The sequence below is a fragment of the Mesorhizobium sp. M2E.F.Ca.ET.219.01.1.1 genome (assembly GCF_004016445.2).
GTDB lineage: Bacteria > Pseudomonadota > Alphaproteobacteria > Rhizobiales > Rhizobiaceae > Mesorhizobium.
Window position 1 is genome coordinate 365,417 of sequence record NZ_SADT02000005.1, and the last position, 16,599, is coordinate 382,015.

At 64.9% G+C, this 16,599-nt stretch carries 17 protein-coding genes; 7 read left to right on the plus strand and 10 right to left on the minus strand.

The features are described 5' to 3' along the window. Positions 1–125: 125 nt before the first annotated feature. Positions 126–488 (minus strand): septal ring lytic transglycosylase RlpA family protein, encoded by a 363-nt coding sequence (locus EN862_RS24775; RefSeq protein ID WP_127866150.1) that lies wholly within the window; start codon positions 486–488, stop codon positions 126–128. Between the two features lie 309 nt (positions 489–797). Between EN862_RS24775 and EN862_RS24780 the strand changes: the two genes are divergently transcribed. Next, positions 798–983, plus strand: a complete 186-nt coding sequence (locus tag EN862_RS24780; protein ID WP_127866151.1) for a hypothetical protein — start codon at positions 798–800, stop codon at positions 981–983. A gap of 46 nt (positions 984–1,029) precedes the next feature. Here the strand turns inward: EN862_RS24780 and EN862_RS24785 are convergent, their stop codons facing one another. The 8 genes from EN862_RS24785 to tauA all read right to left on the minus strand — a co-directional run bounded on the left by EN862_RS24785 (position 1,030) and on the right by tauA (position 8,037). Next, entirely contained in the window at positions 1,030–1,833 is an 804-nt protein-coding gene (locus tag EN862_RS24785; RefSeq protein ID WP_127866152.1) for an ATP-binding cassette domain-containing protein, read from the minus strand. Positions 1,834–1,840: 7 nt separating this feature from the next. Continuing rightward, entirely contained in the window at positions 1,841–2,620 is a 780-nt protein-coding gene (locus EN862_RS24790) for an ABC transporter permease subunit (RefSeq protein ID WP_127866153.1), read from the minus strand. Then, positions 2,617–3,774, minus strand: a complete 1,158-nt coding sequence (ssuD, locus tag EN862_RS24795) for an FMNH2-dependent alkanesulfonate monooxygenase (RefSeq protein WP_189401459.1) — start codon at positions 3,772–3,774, stop codon at positions 2,617–2,619. Before ssuD ends, EN862_RS24790 begins: the two co-directional genes overlap by 4 nt. 78 nt (positions 3,775–3,852) lie before the next feature. Then, the gene (locus tag EN862_RS24800) at positions 3,853–4,821 is read right to left on the minus strand and encodes a sulfonate ABC transporter substrate-binding protein (RefSeq protein WP_127866155.1); all 969 of its coding nucleotides are present in this window, start codon (positions 4,819–4,821) and stop codon (positions 3,853–3,855) included. Between the two features lie 184 nt (positions 4,822–5,005). Next, entirely contained in the window at positions 5,006–5,191 is a 186-nt protein-coding gene (locus tag EN862_RS24805) for a hypothetical protein (protein WP_127866156.1), read from the minus strand. A 23-nt stretch (positions 5,192–5,214) separates the two neighbouring features. Next, the gene (locus EN862_RS24810; RefSeq protein WP_127866157.1) at positions 5,215–6,075 is read right to left on the minus strand and encodes an ABC transporter permease subunit; all 861 of its coding nucleotides are present in this window, start codon (positions 6,073–6,075) and stop codon (positions 5,215–5,217) included. Further along, positions 6,072–6,860 (minus strand): taurine ABC transporter ATP-binding protein, encoded by a 789-nt coding sequence (locus EN862_RS24815; protein WP_127866158.1) that lies wholly within the window; start codon positions 6,858–6,860, stop codon positions 6,072–6,074. Before EN862_RS24815 ends, EN862_RS24810 begins: the two co-directional genes overlap by 4 nt. Positions 6,861–7,023: 163 nt before the next feature. Then, a complete protein-coding gene (tauA, locus tag EN862_RS24820; RefSeq protein ID WP_127866159.1) occupies positions 7,024–8,037 on the minus strand; it encodes a taurine ABC transporter substrate-binding protein in 1,014 nt (337 codons plus the stop codon). Positions 8,038–8,680: 643 nt separating this feature from the next. Here tauA and EN862_RS24825 point away from each other — a divergent pair. The 4 genes from EN862_RS24825 (at position 8,681) to EN862_RS24840 (ending at position 13,689) form a co-directional block, all read left to right on the plus strand. Beyond that, positions 8,681–10,021, plus strand: a complete 1,341-nt coding sequence (locus tag EN862_RS24825) for an FAD/NAD(P)-binding protein (RefSeq protein WP_127866160.1) — start codon at positions 8,681–8,683, stop codon at positions 10,019–10,021. A gap of 302 nt (positions 10,022–10,323) precedes the next feature. After that, entirely contained in the window at positions 10,324–10,716 is a 393-nt protein-coding gene (locus EN862_RS24830; RefSeq protein WP_245519683.1) for a hypothetical protein, read from the plus strand. A 370-nt stretch (positions 10,717–11,086) separates the two neighbouring features. Further along, positions 11,087–12,523, plus strand: a complete 1,437-nt coding sequence (locus EN862_RS24835) for a pyridoxal-phosphate dependent enzyme (protein ID WP_127866162.1) — start codon at positions 11,087–11,089, stop codon at positions 12,521–12,523. Further along, entirely contained in the window at positions 12,520–13,689 is a 1,170-nt protein-coding gene (locus tag EN862_RS24840) for a PLP-dependent aspartate aminotransferase family protein (protein WP_127866163.1), read from the plus strand. Before EN862_RS24835 ends, EN862_RS24840 begins: the two co-directional genes overlap by 4 nt. 152 nt (positions 13,690–13,841) lie before the next feature. Here the strand turns inward: EN862_RS24840 and EN862_RS24845 are convergent, their stop codons facing one another. Further along, positions 13,842–14,129, minus strand: coding sequence for a GIY-YIG nuclease family protein (locus tag EN862_RS24845; protein WP_127866164.1), 288 nt, complete (start codon positions 14,127–14,129; stop codon positions 13,842–13,844). 265 nt (positions 14,130–14,394) lie between these two features. On the opposite strand from EN862_RS24845, the gene EN862_RS24850 reads away from it, so the two are divergent. Continuing rightward, positions 14,395–15,636, plus strand: a complete 1,242-nt coding sequence (locus tag EN862_RS24850; RefSeq protein ID WP_127866165.1) for a D-amino acid dehydrogenase — start codon at positions 14,395–14,397, stop codon at positions 15,634–15,636. Positions 15,637–15,679: 43 nt separating this feature from the next. Beyond that, positions 15,680–16,483, plus strand: a complete 804-nt coding sequence (locus EN862_RS24855) for an aspartate/glutamate racemase family protein (protein ID WP_127866166.1) — start codon at positions 15,680–15,682, stop codon at positions 16,481–16,483. Positions 16,484–16,599 lie beyond the last annotated feature (116 nt).

A 16,599-nucleotide genomic window follows, 5' to 3' on the forward strand; every position in this document is an offset into this window, starting at 1 on the left:
GAGCCGGCTCACTGTGCGGTGCCGAAATGTGAAGGATATGTGTCCGGCCCCTCACGCCGGACACTAGACCATGATCCCGAAAAGTGGGTTCCGGTTTTCGGAAAAGATCATGGTGTGAGGGACCCTCAAACGCGCGCCATGCAGACGGCGGTGTGGCCCGAGCCGATGAAACCGAGCTGGTTGGCGGCGCCGCGGGAGAGGTCGAGCATGCGTCCCTTCACGAACGGTCCGCGATCGTTGATGCGCACGACGACGCTGCGGCCATTGTCTTTGTTGGTGACCCTAAGCTTGGTGCCGAAGGGCAGGGAGCGATGGGCGGCAGTCAGTGCCGAGGGGTTCATGCGTTCCCCTGAGGCGGTTCTGGAATGCAGCGCATACCAGGAAGCGCGGCCGCATTGCGCGGCGGCGGAGGAGGCGGACGAGGCGCCAGCCATCAGGCCAGCCGCGATCGTTACCGCGACAAGCGCGGTCTGGTTGGTTTTCTTCATGCTTTGGGGGTGGCTCCGTTGATCGAGTAGCCCCGCCTAAGTGCCGAATGAGGCGGGAAATGCGGCAGCCTTCTGGCGGTTCCATGGCGACGGCACACGTTTGGAGTCGCCGCGAAACAGTTTGTCATGATATTTTTGGAGCCGGAAAGGCGTATTCTTGATGAATATCGGGTCACTATCCGGGACGTTCCGGACAAGATCGGTCCCCAAGATTGGAAGTACAGAGGAACCGGACTATTCCGATTCCTCGGCGTCTTTTGTTGCGTCCCTGTTGCCGTTCAGGATCGACTTCCGGAGAGGGTCCAGCCGATGCGATTGATCAGGTTTGTGCTGGCGCTGATTGTGCTGGGGTTGGGCGCGCTATGGTCGCTGCAGGGCCTCGGCCTGGTGGGCGGCAGCTTCATGACCGGCCGGACGCAATGGCTCTATATCGGCCTCGTCACCATGCTGGCCGGCATCGTCGGGCTGCGCTGGGCGAACCGCTCGCGCGTCTGACCTTGCGATATCATCTTGTGATCTGGGATCGCGGCCGGCGCCGCGATCAAGTCCGGCTGAACAGGTGATCCAGGATGGTGCCCTCGATATGGGCAAGCTCCGCCGAACCGTGCCGGCGGGGGCGGGCCACAGGCACGTCGAGGTCGAGGGCGATCCTGCCGGCGCCGATCACCACGACGCGGTCGGCGAGCGCGACGGCCTCGCCGACATCATGCGTCACCAGCACGGCGGTGAACTTCTGGTCGAGCCATATCCGTTCCAGAAGCTGCTGCATCTCGATGCGCGTCAGCGCGTCCAGCGCGCCGAGCGGCTCGTCCAGCGCCAGGATCTGCGGCTGGCCCACCAGGGCACGGGCTAACGCCACGCGCTGCTTCTGGCCGCCCGATAGCACCGAGGGCCACTCGTCGGCGCGGTCGGCCAGCCCGACCTCGTCAAGCATGGCAAGCGCCCGCTGCCTGGCGTCAGTGCCGCCGGCGATGCCGGTCAGCCCGATCTCGACATTCTTCACCACGCTCGCCCAAGGGAGCAGCCGCGGCTCCTGGAACATGAAGCGCGTGCGGCTGTGACCTTCCTCGGCCGCGCCAAAGGTCAGCGAACCGCTGCTCGGGCGGTCGAGCCCGGCGAGCAGCCGAAGCAGCGTGCTCTTGCCGCAGCCGCTCTTGCCGATGACGGCCAGGAACTGTCCGGCCCGCACGTCGAGGCTGATGCCGTCGAGCACGATCTTGTCGCCGAAGCGTTTTCCCACTTCCCTGAAGGCGAAGGCCCGGCGGCCCTCGACCGAGCCGATCGTCCGGGCTTGCGCCGGCGTGGCGGCGAGGGAGCGTGCGGCGGTGAGGGTGGCGGCTGGCATCTTGTTCTCACCCTTTCTGGAAAGCCGGATGCCAGCCGAGCGACAGGCGCTCGAGCAGGCGGGCCAGGCTGTCGGCGAGCTTGCCGAGCAGCGCGTAGATCAGGATCGACAGCACCACGACGTCGATCAGAAGGAACTCGCGCGCCTGCATGGCCATGTAGCCGAGGCCGGAACTGGCCGAGATCGTCTCGGCGACGATCAGGGTCAGCCACATGATGCCCAGCGCATAGCGCAGGCCGACAAAGATCGAGGGCAGCGCGCCGGGCAGGATCACCCGGAAGAACAAGGCGCGCCGGTCGAGCCCGTAGACCCGGCCCATCTCGACCAGCTGCGGATCGACGCTCTGGATGCCGAGCAGCGTGTTGACATAGATCGGGAAGAAGACGCCGAGCGCCACCAGGAAGAGTTTTGCTTCCTCGTCGATGCCGAACCACAGGATGACCAGCGGGATCAGCGCCAGATGCGGGATGTTGCGGATCATCTGCAGCGTCGTGTCGGTGAGGCCGCGGCTCAGCGCCGACAATCCGTTGGCGAGGCCGAGCGCGAAGCCGATCGAGCCGCCTATGGCGAAGCCCGACAGCGCCCGCAGGGTCGAGACGCCAATGTTGCGGATGAGCTCGCCGGACAGTGTCAGCCGCCAGAAGGCCTCGGCCACCGCGCTCGGCGCCGGCAGCACATTGGCCGGGATCAAACCCGCGCGTGCTGCGGCTTCCCAGCCGGCGATGATTGCCGCGGGCAGCAGCCAGCCGGCCGCGCCGTTGCGGGCAAGGCGGATGGCCAGGCTCATGACGCCGCCTGCAGGCGGCTGGCGCCATGGAAGCCGACCGAAAATTCGTTGGCGATATCCTTGTGCGCCCGCTGCCGCTGCGTGCCGAGGCCGAGCCGCGGGAACAGGAGCTCGGCGACGCGGTAGGCCTCCTCGAGATGCGGGTAGCCGGAGCCGATGATGGTGTCGATGCCGATCGCCTGGTATTCGCCGATGCGCTCGACGATTTGCTCCGGCGTGCCGACCAGCGCCGTGCCGGCGCCGCCGCGCACCAGGCCGACGCCGGCCCACAGGTTCGGTGAGACGACGAGCCGGTCGCGCCGGCCGCCATGCAGCTCGGCCATGCGCCGCTGCCCGACCGAATCCATCTCCTTGAGGAAACGCGCCTGGGCGTTCTCGATCTGCGCGTCGGTGACATGGCTGATCAGCCGCTCGGCGGCGCGCCAGGCCTCATCCTCGGTCTCGCGCACGATGAAATGCAGCCTGATGCCGAAACGCAGCTTGCGGCCGCGCCGCGCCGCTTTATCGCGCGCCGAGGCAATCTTTGCGGCAACCTGCGCCGGCGGCTCGCCCCAGGTGAGATACATGTCGACGAGGTCGGCCGCGAGCTCCTGGCCGGCGTCGGACGAGCCGCCGAAATAGAGCGGCGGCCGCTCCTGCAGCGGCAACAGGTCGAGGCGGCCGTTCTCGACGCGATAGTATTTGCCTTCGAAATTCACCCGCTCGCCCGAGACCAGGCCGCGCCAGATGGTCAGGAATTCCTGCGCCTGCGCATAGCGCTCGTCATGCGGCAGGAACACGCCGTCGCCGGCAAGCTCGGTCGGGTTGCCGCCGACCACGACATTGAGCAGCAGCCGGCCGTTGCTCAGCCGGTCGAGCGCCGCGGTCTGACGCGCCGCGAAGGTCGGCAGCGTCACGCCGGGTCGCAGCGCGACCAGGAATTTCAGCCTTTCCGTCAGCGTCGCGAGACCGGTGGCGGTGATCCAGGAATCCTCGCAGTTCTGGCCGGTGGGCAACAGCACACCGGGGAAGCCCAGCCGGTCGACCGCCTGCGCGATCTCCTTGAAGTAGCCGAATTCGGGCGGACGCTGCTGCTTCTCGGTGCCGAGATAGGTTCCGTCGCCATGCGTTGGGATGAACCAGAAGAAATCGAGCGGGCTTGAAGATGCGGTCATGGCTGACACCCGGGGAGAAGACAGTCGAAAACAAAGGCGGCGCCGGGCGTTCGCCGCGCCCGGCGCCTTGGATGAAAATCAGTTGCCCGGCGCGGTCCAGACCGCGTCGGATATCCGCACCGCTTTCGGGATCAGCCCAAGCTTGAAGAAGCGGTCGGCCGTCGCCTGCTGGCCGGCGACGATCTCGGCGGTGATCGGATAGATGCCGAACTTGGTGCGGTTGGCGGCGATCGTCTGCGCGTCGAGCGGCACGCCGGTCACCTCATGCAGCGCCTCGGCCACCTTGTCGCGGTTCTGGTCGGCCCATTTCGCCGCGTCGCCAAGCGCGGCGATCGTCGTCGAGACGAAATCCGGATGCGCCTTGGCGAAATCCTTGTTGGCGAGGAAATAGGTGTTGACCTGGAGCACGTCGCTGGAGCGGGCAAGCACGCGCGGCTGGTAACGGGTCTCGGCAATGGCGAAGAACGGATCCCAGACGGCCCACGCATCGATCTGGTCGCTGGCGAAGGCGGCCGCCGCATCGGCGGGGCTGAGGTAGATGGGCGTGATCTGGTCGAAGGGGATGCCGGCCTTTTCCAGGGCGGCAACGACCAGATTATGCGCGCTGGTACCCTTGCCGACGCCGATGCGCTTGCCCTTGAGGTCGGCCAGCGACTGGATCGGCGAGGCCGGCTTGACGAAGATCGCCTCGCCCTGGCCGTTGGACGGCAGCGCGGCGGCGTAGACGATGTTGGCGCCGGCAGATTGACCGAAGATCGGCGGCGCGTCGCCGGTCCAGCCGACATCGATGGCGCCGACATTCAGGGCTTCCACCAGCGGCGGGCCGGCGGTGAACTCGACCCACTTAACCGTGACGCCCTTGTCGGCAAGCGCCTTTTCGATGATCTGCTGCTGCCGGGCGATCACCGGCAGGCCGGTCTTCTGGTAGCCGATGTTGAACGCCTTGAGATCATCCGCCGCGGCGGGGGATGTCGTCCCAAAGGATGCGGCAAAGGCCGCCGCTGCCAGCAGGCCGACGCCGAAAGCGCGTCTCGTCAGATTGAACATGACCCTCTCCTTCGTTGGTCCCGAACTGCCGGGCCGTTGGAATGAGGTCAGGCTAGGTAAATCTATAAAGTTAGTAGAGGAACGATCTTGCGAGTTCGCAGCGCAAATCGGAATCATTTTCTACCAACGGCGCCGGGCGGCCGCACAGCGCCTCGCCGGAACAAAGAATGCTCCTGCCCCCCAATCACTGCGACCAGTATTGCCAGGCCCAATAGAAGCTCTCGTCGCGGGGTGGCAGGCGATCGCGGTCCCCGGCGAGCAACACCGGTGTCGGCGACTTCGCTTCGTCTTTCTGTCGTGTGTCGCTCGGCGGCAGACCCAATAGCCAAGCGCCGACATGCGCGAACAGCACTGCGGTGGAATGGGTCACAAGTCCTACTCCTTCGCTTTCGTTCATTCCCGCCCCGCCCAGGGCACCAGCACCCGTTCGACACGCCGGATGATGAATTCCAGGGCAAAAGCGATGATCGCGATCACCAGTATGCCCATCACCACCACGTCCGTGACCAGAAACTGCGCCGCCGACTGGATCATGAAGCCGAGGCCGCGCGTCGCCGCCACCAGCTCCGCCGCGACCAGCGTCGACCAGCCGGCGCCGAGCGCGATGCGCAGGCCGGTGAGGATCGATGGAAGCGCGCTGGGCAGGATCACATGGCGGATGACCTGGGCTCGCGTGGCGCCGAGCGAACGCGCCGCGTCGACGCGCTCGCGCGAAACGCCGCGCACCCCGGCGGCGGTCGACAGCGCCACCGGCGCCAGCATGGCGATGGCGATCACCAGGATCTTCGACGGCTCGCCGATGCCGAACCAGATGATGATCAGCGGCAGATAGGCGAGCGGCGGGATCGGCCGCAGGAACTCGAGCAGCGGGTCGAACACGCCGCGCCCGATCCTGCTGATGCCGATGGCGAGCCCGACCGGGACGCCGACGAGGATCGCCGCGATCAGCGCCGCGAACACGCGCCAAAGCGAGGCGAGGGTGTGCTGGAGCAGCGTCGCATCGACGAATCCGTCGCGGGCGACGACGACAAATTTCGCCCAGACCGCGGCGGGCGAGGGCAGGAAGACCGGCGATACCAGCTGCAGCGAGGCCGCCGCCGTCCAGGCGGCGAGCAGCACGAGGATGGTGATCGCGCTGACCAGCCTGGCCGAAACGACCGCACGTTTCGGCCGTGGCCGGGACCATGGCACGGAAAACCCGTCATTCTCGTCGGCCTTCGCGCCGGGGCGTTCGCTATAGGCGCTCACGCTCATGCCGCCTCTCCTTCGAAGATCGCGTCGGTCAGCTCCGCGCGGGCAGCGACAAAGGCGGGATCGGCCTTGATCGCGCGGATCGGCTCGCCGGCGGCGTAGCGGCGGCCGAAATGGGTTTCGAATGTCCGCACCACGTGGCCTGGACCCGGCGCCAGCACGACGATGCGGGTGGCGAGCACCAGCGCCTCCTCGATGCCGTGCGTAACCATCAGCACGCCGACTTGGGCCGCTGCCCACAGGTCGAGCAGCGTCGTCTGCATGCGCTCGCGCGTCAGGGCGTCGAGCGCGCCAAGCGGCTCGTCGAGCAGGAGGAATTCGGGTTCGGCGGCCAAAGCCCGGGCCAGGCCGACGCGCTGGCGCATGCCGCCGGAAAGCTCCCAGATGCGCTTGTCGCCGGCATCGCCGAGCTTGACCAGCGACAGCAGCTCGTCGGCGCGGCGCGCCCTTTTGTCGGCGGATACGCCACGCAGCCTGAGCGCGAAGGCGACGTTTTCCCGCGCCGTCAGCCAGGGGAACAATGCATCGTTCTGGAAGACCACGGCGCGATCGGAGCCGGGCCCGGTGATCGGCCGGCCGTCCACCGTGGCCAGGCCGCCCGCGGGCTCGACAAGGCCGGCGGCGACATTGAGCAGCGAGGTCTTGCCGCAGCCGGAACGGCCGACCAGCACGACGAAATCGCCCCTGCCTGAATCGCTTTTGCCGATGTCGAGCGAAACACGCTCGACCGCCGGGGCCGGCTGGCCGTCATAATGGACGCTGACCTTGTCGAGGATGAGATGCGTCATTCGGGCCTCTGCTGGACCAAGGCGTTGGATCCTAAGGCCTGCCCCGAAGCCGCGCCTCGTAAGCGGCTCCGGGACAGACAAGCGCAAGGCCAGGGAAGGAGGCCGCGCTTCCGAACAATCCCCGGAAAGGCGGTCATCCTTCCGGAGATTGCATGGAGAAGGCTCAGTTCGAGGCGAGCGCCTCGCTGGCATATTTCGCCGTCACATATTTCGAATAGTCGGGCAGCACGGCGTCGACCTTGCCCTGCTCCTTGAGGAAGGCGGACGTCGCCGCGACGGCCTTGACAGTCGCGCCGCCGAGGAACTTGTCCGAAGCCTGCTCCTCGAGCGACGGGAAGACATAGCCCTTGAGCAGTTCCGGCACCTCTTCCAGCTTGGCGCCGGTGAGCTTGGCGATCTTGCCGGCTTCCGGCGAGGACACCGACCAGGCCTCCGGCTTGGCGAGGAACTGGGCATAGGCTTCGCCGGTCACCTTGACGAAGTCGCGCACGGCTTCGGGGTGCTTGTCGGCAAAATCGGTGCGCACGATCCAGGCGTCGAAGGTCGGCGCGCCCCAGGCGGCCACCTGCGAGGAATCCAGCACCACCTTGCCGGTCGTCTTCACCTGGCCGAGCGCCGGATCCCAGACATAGGCCGCGTCGATGTCGCCGCGCGCGAAGGCGGCGGCGATTTCCGGCGGCCTGAGGTTGAGGATCTGCACCGACTTCGGATCGACGCCTTCATGCTTCAGCGCCGCGAGCAGGCTGTAATGCGTGGTCGAGACGAACGGCACGGCGACCTTCTTGCCGGCAAGGTCGGCGACTTTCTCGATGCCGGCGCCGTTGCGGGCCACCAGCGCTTCCGACGGCCCGATCAGGCCGACGACGAAGATGGTCTGGATCGGCAACTCGCGGCTGGCCGCCGCGGCCAGCGGGCTCGAGCCGACATAGCCGATATCGACCGAGCCGGAAGCGATCGCGGCGATGACGTCGGCGCCGGAATCGAACTTGCGCCAGTCGATCGCCGCCTTGGTCGCCTTCTCATAAGCGCCGTCGGCCTGCGGCACTTTCGATGGCTCGACCACCGTCTGGTAGCCGATGGTGATCTTGAGGTCCTCGGCGCTGGCCGGACCAAGCAGGGCGGCAGCCGTAAGCGCGGCCGACGAGAAAAGCAGAACGCGTCGTGAAAAGATTGACATTGAAAGGCTCCATAAACCCCTGAAAACTGGATTGCCTTTCTATCGTCGGTTAATTCTATCAGTTTTGTAGAGTTAAATCCTTCCAACGAAGCGGACTTTATTGGAAAAGTGTCGCCCTGTACCGGCGGCGGAAGCGCAAAAGGACGGTCGGGGTGCCGTAACAGGCAGCAACCTGTGTTCATCGTCATTCCAGGGCGGAGCAAGGAGCGAAGCGACGCGCGCAGACCTTGGAATCCATGCCGTGACGTGGAAGCAATGCGGCGGTGCAAACCATCCGATGTCGTGCGAGGCCCTCGTTCTGCACCGTAGTGCCTATCATGGATGTAGCGGCATGGATTCCAGGGTCTGCGCGCCGCTTCGCGTCGCTCCGCCCTGGAATGACGACCGCGTGGATGCGAGCGCAGCGAACGAAAATTCTCCGGTCGACCCATCCGGGCAAACCCATGCTTCAAATTGCGGGCGAATTGGAAAGCGGGTTTCGTGCCTGGCTCGCTTAGTATAGTAATCTTATCAACATTGGGAGTGAGAGAACGATGCGCGACCTTCTAAAAACCGTTCCGGCGATCGTTCGTGGCCTGCGGCCGAGGCCGCCCGCGGCGACCGCCGCGCGCTGACCGCTCGACAGAAATTCCGGCTCGCAACCATGGTTGGACGCGGCAACTCCATCATCATTGTCGGCGGCGGCGCCAGCGGCGTCGTGCTGGCCGCGCATCTGCTTATGTTATCGAACCCCGATCTGCGTGTCACGCTGATCGAGAAGCGGCCGCATTTCGGCCAGGGCATGGCCTATTCGACGCTGCTGTCGGCGCATGTGCTCAACGTCAAAGCCTCCGGCATGAGCGCCTATGCCGACGACCCCACCCATTTCGCGCGCTGGGTGCTGGAGCGCGGCTTCGCCAAACCCGACCAGGGACCATTCTATGCGCCGCGCAGCCTCTATGCGCGCTACCTCAGGGAGCTGCTCGACGATCTGGTGGAGCGTGAGCGCGAGACCGGCCGGTTGCGGCTGATTGCCGAGGAGAGCCTGTCGATCACGCCGACGCCGGCTGGCGTCGAGGTGGTGCTCGCCAACGGCACCAGCGTTGTTGGCCATCTGGCAGTTCTTGCCACTGGCCACGACGAGCAGCCCGGCGCCTTCCAGGGCCACGCCATCCGCATGGGGACGGAGGCCGACACCACGCTCGATCCCAAAACTTCGGTCCTGCTGCTCGGCACGGGCTTGAGCATGGTCGATGCCTTCCTGTCACTGGAACAGCGCGGCCATCGCGGCCCGATCGTCGCGGTATCGCGGCGCGGCCTGCTGCCGTCGCCGCATCGCAAGGGCAACCCGATCAAGCTCGATATCGCCGACATTCCGCTGGGCACCGAGCTTTCCTATTTCGTCGGCTGGTTCCGCAACCTGATCCGCGAGACCCAGAAGGCCGGCGGCGACTGGCGCGACGTCGTGGACGGGCTTCGGCCGTTCAACCAGCCGATCTGGCAGAACTGGCCGTCCTCGGCCAAGCGCCGCTTCGTCGAGCATACCAAGGCCTGGTGGGATATCCACCGCCACCGCTTGGCGCCGGAAGTCTACCAGCGGGTCACCGAGGCGGTCAGGTCGGGCCGCATCCGCCTGGTCGCCGGCAGGGTCGTGAATGTCGAGGCGAACGGCGGCTTCACCGTAAAAATCCAGCCGCGCGGCACGCAGGCTATCGAGACCCTGGAGGTCGCCCGGCTCTATGACTGCATGGGCATCGCCCGCGACATTTCGAGGACTTCGAACGGTGTGGTGCGCTCGTTGATCGAGCGCAGCATGGCGCGACCGGATCCGCTGCGCCTCGGCCTCGACGTCACGGCAAAATGCGAGCTGATCGCGGCCGACGGCACGGTGTCGTCGAAGCTTCTCGCCGTCGGGCCGCTGACGCGCGGCACCTTCTTCGAGATCGACGCCATTCCGGACATCCGGGTGCAATGCGCGAAGCTGAGCAAGCAGCTGCTGGGGTAGCGCGAAGGTCACGCTATCAATTAAAACGACGTAATGTCCGACCCCAGTCGGATATTTGTTGCAGCAACTCAGCAAGTTGCTAGTAATCATCAAATGGCTTTCAAGCGCAGTCGAGCCGCAAAAATTGACGGTGATAAATGCGAAACGCGACAGTATCTGCACTCATATACGAGTTTCTATTCGATTTCTATCGGCAAATCGAGATTGAGCGGGGCTACAATCTTTGGCTGCCTGACGAACATGGTGTGGAGCACGAGACCTTTTACCACATGCACACGAGTTGCTGGGAGTGGAGTACTGGGGTGCTGGAGGAAGTCGGCGCCATCAAGTTCCTTCAAATGCCGCCAGCTATTTTTCCGCATCTCAAGCCACATAGTAGCCGGAAGAGTCCGTACAGCTACCCGCTAATGACATTGGAAGAATGCCGCGCCGCCGATTTTTCCGAGTTTGAGAGTTTCGACAATTATTGCCACGCAATGTTCACTTTTGAGCAATTGATGGGCCAAACTTCGGGGCTGGCCGGCTGGTCTCCACGATTCCTGGACGCAGTCGCATCCGAGGACGATATCTTTCTGTTCGAGGGAAACCGGTGCGTTGCATTCGATGGCGATCGCTTCAAGGAAAAGGTGATGACGCGGTGGGCTGAGATGCAAGTTCGCATATTTCGCCGGAAGGACGCCTCAGTGGGCAAATAGTCATCGCCGGCGACGGCCAGGTGTCGAAGAAATGCTTTTCGAGATCGACGCCATTTCCCATTCGCGTGCTGTGCGCGAAGCTGAGCAAGCAACTGCTGGGGTGAAATTTCTGCCGAGGTCGGCAAGCCACAGAGGGGATGTGAAGGAACTCGACGCTGATGATCGAATTCCAATCAACCTTCTCTCAAGATGCCGCCCGTGAAATTCCATTCCTCCACTCGCCGCCGGATTGGCACGATCTATCTTCTTTCCGGATGAAAAGGGCTGGAAAAGACAGGGCGCGCGATCCGCGAAACCGGAATGGATTCCCGCGGCCTCCCGCGCGAGATTGCCGACATACGCCTCGAACTGCTTCGACGGAGCACTCAAGATGAGCGAGCAAACAAAAGCGGCGCCCGGCGGCGCGGACACCAACCTGTCGAGGCTGCGTCCACCTTACGCTTCGGTGCTCGACCTGATCGGCCAGACGCCGATCGTCGAGCTGACCAAATTCGACACCGGCAAATGCCGTCTGTTCATCAAGCTCGAAAGCCAGAACCCCGGCGGCTCGATCAAGGATCGCATCGCGCTGTCGATGATCGCCGCGGCCGAGAAGGACGGCCGGCTGAAGCGTGGCGGCACCATCGTCGAAGCCACTGCCGGCAACACCGGCCTCGGGCTTGCCCAGGTCGGCATCCCGAAAGGCTACCGCATCATCCTGGTCGTGCCCGACAAGATGTCGCGCGAGAAGATCCAGCATCTGCGCGCGCTCGGCGCCGAGGTGCGCATGACCCGCTCCGATGTCGGCAAGGGCCATCCCGAATATTATCAGGACATGGCCGAGAAGATCGCCGCCGAATTGCCCGGCGCCTTCTACGCCAACCAGTTCGCCAACCCGGCCAATCCGCTGGCGCATGAGACGACGACCGGGCCGGAAATCTTCTCGCAGCTCGAAGGTGACGTCGACGCCGTAGTGGTCGGCGTCGGTTCCGGCGGCACGCTGACCGGCCTCGGCCGCTTTTTCGCGAAACATTCGCCGAAGACCGAGATGGTGCTGGCCGATCCGGTCGGCTCGGTGCTGGCGCCGCTGATCAAGACCGGCAAGATGGAAGAGGCCGGCAGCTGGACGGTGGAGGGCATCGGCGAGGATTTCGTGCCGCCTAATGCCGATCTCTCGCTGGTGAAGAAGGCCTACTCGATTCCCGACAAGCAGAGCATGCTGGCGGTGCGCGATCTCCTGTCCCGCGAAGGCATCCTCGCCGGCTCGTCCTCCGGCACGCTGTTGTCGGCGGCGTTGCGCTATTGCCGCGAGCAGACGGTGCCGAAGCGCGTCGTCACCTTCGTCTGCGACAGCGGCAACAAATATCTGTCCAAGGTCTTCGACGACATCTGGCTGGCCGAGCAGGGCTTGGCCGACCAGGAACAGCATGGCGACCTGCGTGACTTAGTCATGCGCTCGCCGCGCACCGGCGACATCGTCACTGTCGGCCCGGACGAGAGCCTGCTCAATGCCTATGGCCGCATGCGCCGTTCCGATGTCTCGCAGCTGCCGGTGCTGGACGGCGGCAAGCTGATCGGCATCGTCGACGAGAGCGACATCCTGGCCAAGGTCGACGGTCCCTATGACGGCCGCTGGGACCGCTTCAACGGCCCGGTGCGCTCGGCGATGACGTCGAACCTGCACACGCTGCAGGCCAATCAGACGCTGGATGCGCTGCTGCCTGTCTTCGACCGCAACGAGGTCGCCATCGTCTTCGATGGCGAGGAGTTCATCGGCCTGATAACCCGTATCGATCTGATCAACCATCTGAGGCGCCGCGCAAAATGACTTCAAACGGCAAGAACCGCCTGGCTTTTTCCACCCGCACCATCCATGGCGGCCAGAGCCACGATCCGCTGACCGGCGCGGTGATGGTGCCGATTTACGCCACCTCCACCTACGGCCAGCAGTCGCCCGGCGTGCACAAGGGCTTTGAATATGCCCGCAGCCAAAACCCGACGCGCTTTGCCTTCGAACGCGCGGTCGCCGATCTTGAAAGCGGCACCAGGGCCTTCGCCTTCGCCTCCGGCCTGGCGGCGATCTCGACGGTGCTGGAGCTGCTCGATTCCGGCGCTCACATCGTTGCCACCGACGACATCTATGGCGGCTCGTTCCGCTTGATGGAGCGGGTGCGCAAGCGCTCGGCCGGCCTGCAGGTGAGCTTCGCCGACTTCACCGACCTTGCGGCGGTCGAGGCCGCGATTCGCCCGGAAACAAAACTGCTCTGGGTCGAGACGCCGACCAACCCGCTGCTGCGCATCGTCGATCTCGAAGCTCTCGCCGCGCTTGCAAAGCGTAAGGGTCTGCTTACCGTCGCCGACAACACCTTTTGCAGCCCCTATATCCAGCGTCCGCTGGAGCTCGGCATCGACATCGTCGTGCATTCGACGACGAAATATTTGAACGGCCATTCCGACATGGTCGGCGGCGTGGCGATCGTCGGTGACAACAAGGACCTCGCCGACCAGCTGAAATTCCTGCAGAACGCCATCGGTGCCATCTCCAGTCCCTTCGACAGTTTCCTGGCGCTACGCGGCACCAAGACTTTGGCGCTGAGGATGGAACGCCATTCGTCGAACGGCCTGAAGATCGCGCAATGGCTGGAAACGCGAAAAGATGTCCGCCGGGTGATCTATCCCGGCCTCGCCAGCCACCCGCAGCATTCCATCGCCGTCCAGCAAATGCATGCCTTCGGCGGCATGATCTCCGTCGACCTCGACCGCGACCTGGCGGGAACGAAACGCTTCCTGGAACGCACCCAGCTCTTCACGCTGGCCGAAAGCCTCGGCGGCGTCGAAAGCCTGATCGAGCACCCGGCGCTGATGACGCACGGCTCGATCCCGGCGGAAAAGCGCGGCGCGATCGGCATCACCGATTCACTGGTGCGGCTCTCCTGCGGCATCGAGGACGGGGACGATCTGGTCGCGGATCTGGAGCAGGCGCTGGCGCTTTAAAGCACCTGGCGTGGTGATCTTTCGCGCCCCTGGTGGGCAGGACAATCGCAAATGGCGCTTCGTCATTCTAGGGCGGAGCAAGGAGCGAAGCGACGCGTGCAGACCCTAGAACCCATGCTGTGACGCCCGAGCGCCGCAACGGTGCAGAACGTTCACCAGCTAATTCCGCGAAAGAGCTCGAACCATTCCGGGTTGGCTTTCTCTATAAGTTCGACCTTCCATCGGCGTGGCCAACGCTTCAATGACGTCTCACGCTGAATTGCATCGGCGATGTCGAAGTATTCCTCGTACCAGACCAGACGCTGCACGCCGTAGCGGCTGGTGAAGCTGGAGCCTTGGCCGGTCTTGTGCTCAGGCATGCGACGAGCAAGGTCATCGGTGACACCGATATAGATCGTGCCGCCTTTCTGGCTCGCGGTCATGTAGACGTAGCCTGTCATCCTGCGATCCTACCTAGCACTATCACCAACGGCTATTCTTGACCGGTTGCATTCCACGGCGAATGTCACGGCATGGATTCTAGGGTCTGCGCGCGTCGCTTCGCTCCTTGCTCCGCCCTAGAATGACGAAGCGCCATTTGCGATCGTCCTGCCCACGAGGGCCCACGCGGAGGCGCGCTGTCCCGCCGACATCTCGCTATGTGTGCCATTGCAGACCGCAGCTTACACTCTACAGTGAGCCAGCTTTGCGATCTCCGGAGGCGTGATGCGCGTGATCGTGTTGGGTGGCGGCGTGGTCGGCGTCACCACAGCTTACCAGCTGCAGAAGGACGGGCACGAGGTCGTCATCCTCGAGCGCCAGCAGCAGGTCGCCGCCGAGACCAGCTGGGGCAATGCCGGCATGATCGCGCCGGGGCATTCCTTCGTCTGGTCCTCGCCCAGGGCGCCGATGATCCTGCTGAAATCACTGGTGCTGAAGGACCAGGCGCTGCGCTTCAGGCTCTCGGCCGATCCGAGGCTCTACAGCTGGTCATGGCTGTTCCTGATGGAGTGCACGGCCGAGAAGGCGAGGCGCAACACGCTGCTCAAGCATCGCCTCGCCGTCTATTCGCAATCGGTGCTGCAACAGGTAATCGCCGACGAGGCCATCGACTACGACCGCAACGATCGTGGCATCCTCTATTTCTATCGCAGCCAGCACGCGCTCGACAAAGGCGTCGAGCATATGCGGCTGCTGGAATCCGATGGCCAGCTGATCAAGGTGCTCGACCGCGACGCCATCGTCGCGCTCGACCCGTCGCTGGCCGCAGCCAGGGAAAAGATCGCCGGCGGCATCCATTGCCCGACCGACGAGACCGGCGACCCGGCGAAATTCACCCGGGCGCTGGCCGCCAAGGTGGTCGAACGCGGCGGCGAGATCCTCACCGGCACGACCATCACCGGCATCGAGACATCCGGCGACGGCGTCGCGCAGGTGATGACGGACAAGGGGGCGGTCAAGGGCGACGCCTATGTGCTGGCGCTCGGCTCCTACAGCCCGCTGATCGCGAAGACGATCGGGCTCAGCCTGCCCATCTATCCGATCAAGGGCTATTCGCTGACCATTCCGATCGGCAACCGGCCGGCGCCGCCGACCATCGCCGCGATCGACGAGCACAATCTGGTCGCCGTCTCGCGCTTCGGCGACCGCCTGCGCGTCACCGCCACCGCGGAGTTCGCCGGCTACGACACCAGCCACAAGCCGGCCGATTTCGCCTTCATGAAGGGCGTGACCGAGGAGCTTTATCCCGAAGGCGCCGATTACGACCGCGCCGAGATGTGGGCGGGGTTGCGGCCCATGACGCCGAACAACCTGCCCGAATTCGGCCGGCGCCGCCCGCGGAACCTCTACCTCAACACCGGGCACGGCCATATCGGCTGGACCATGTCGCACGGCTCGGCCCGCATCACCGCCGACCTCATCGCCGGCCGCAAGCCTTCTGTTTCCATGGAAGGCCTTTTGAACTGAACGTTCGGTCCGCGCGGGATCGACAACAAGAAAGGGAAAGCCCATGTCCGTCAGCGCCGCTACCCGCCCTCAGTCGTCAGGACCGGTCGATTTGGGCGTGCTGCCGTCGCAGATCGATGGCGGCCTCGCCTCGCGCGCGGCGATCGGCCTGGCGATCCTCGCCACCGACCAGACGCTGGAGCACGAGTTCCGCGCGCTGGTGCGCATTCCTGGCGTCGCCTTCTACGAGGCGCGCCTCTTCAACGACAACGACATCACGCCCGACACTTTGCGCGCCATCGGTCCGCACATCGCGCCCACCGTTGACCTCATCCTGCCCAGCATCCCGCTCGACGTCGTCGGCTTCGGCTGCACCTCGGCGACCATGACGCTCGGCGAGGAAGCCGTCTTCGCCGAGATCAGGAAGGTGCGGCCGGGCGTCGCCTGCACCACCCCGGTCACCGGCGCGCTCGCCGCTTTCAGGGCGCTGGGCGCGAAGGGCATCGGACTGCTGACGCCCTACGCGCCCGAGATCAACCAGGGCCTGGTGCGCTATTTCACCGGCCGCGGCCTCGACATCGCCGCCGTCGCCACCTTCGACCGCCGCGACGACCGCGAGGCCGCCCGCATCTCGCTCGCCTCGATCGAGGCGGCCGCCGAGCGTATGGCGCAAGTGCCCGGCGTCGATGCGATCTTCATCTCCTGCACCAGCCTGCGCGTCGCGGAAGCCGTGGCGGAGCTGGAGCAGCGCATCGGCATCCCCGTCACCTCGTCCAACCACGCCATGGCCTGGCACTGCCTGCGCCTCGCCGGCATCGACGACGTGGTGCCGGCGGGTGGCAGGCTGTTCGCGCTGCCGGCAGATTGATCGGTGGAGCGGACTTTCAGGGGATCGGAAGCGCATCCAGCGGGTAATCGCAAAGGGCGCTCCCCTCTCCGTCTCGGCTTCGCCGAGCCACCTCTCCCCGCCTCTGGCGGGGCGAG

Coding starts and splice junctions, on each gene's coding strand:
- EN862_RS24835 (WP_127866162.1), top strand. CDS start 11,087: ATGAGCGAGCAAACAAAAGCGGCGCCCGGCGGCGCGGACACCAACCTG.
- EN862_RS24825 (WP_127866160.1), top strand. CDS start 8,681: ATGGTTGGACGCGGCAACTCCATCATCATTGTCGGCGGCGGCGCCAGC.
- EN862_RS24855 (WP_127866166.1), top strand. CDS start 15,680: ATGTCCGTCAGCGCCGCTACCCGCCCTCAGTCGTCAGGACCGGTCGAT.
- EN862_RS24775 (WP_127866150.1), bottom strand. CDS start 488: ATGAAGAAAACCAACCAGACCGCGCTTGTCGCGGTAACGATCGCGGCT.
- EN862_RS24790 (WP_127866153.1), bottom strand. CDS start 2,620: ATGAGCCTGGCCATCCGCCTTGCCCGCAACGGCGCGGCCGGCTGGCTG.
- tauA (WP_127866159.1), bottom strand. CDS start 8,037: ATGTCAATCTTTTCACGACGCGTTCTGCTTTTCTCGTCGGCCGCGCTT.
- EN862_RS24850 (WP_127866165.1), top strand. CDS start 14,395: ATGCGCGTGATCGTGTTGGGTGGCGGCGTGGTCGGCGTCACCACAGCT.
- EN862_RS24800 (WP_127866155.1), bottom strand. CDS start 4,821: ATGTTCAATCTGACGAGACGCGCTTTCGGCGTCGGCCTGCTGGCAGCG.
- EN862_RS24840 (WP_127866163.1), top strand. CDS start 12,520: ATGACTTCAAACGGCAAGAACCGCCTGGCTTTTTCCACCCGCACCATC.
- EN862_RS24815 (WP_127866158.1), bottom strand. CDS start 6,860: ATGACGCATCTCATCCTCGACAAGGTCAGCGTCCATTATGACGGCCAG.
- EN862_RS24780 (WP_127866151.1), top strand. CDS start 798: ATGCGATTGATCAGGTTTGTGCTGGCGCTGATTGTGCTGGGGTTGGGC.
- EN862_RS24810 (WP_127866157.1), bottom strand. CDS start 6,075: ATGAGCGTGAGCGCCTATAGCGAACGCCCCGGCGCGAAGGCCGACGAG.
- EN862_RS24785 (WP_127866152.1), bottom strand. CDS start 1,833: ATGCCAGCCGCCACCCTCACCGCCGCACGCTCCCTCGCCGCCACGCCG.
- EN862_RS24845 (WP_127866164.1), bottom strand. CDS start 14,129: ATGACAGGCTACGTCTACATGACCGCGAGCCAGAAAGGCGGCACGATC.
- ssuD (WP_189401459.1), bottom strand. CDS start 3,774: ATGACCGCATCTTCAAGCCCGCTCGATTTCTTCTGGTTCATCCCAACG.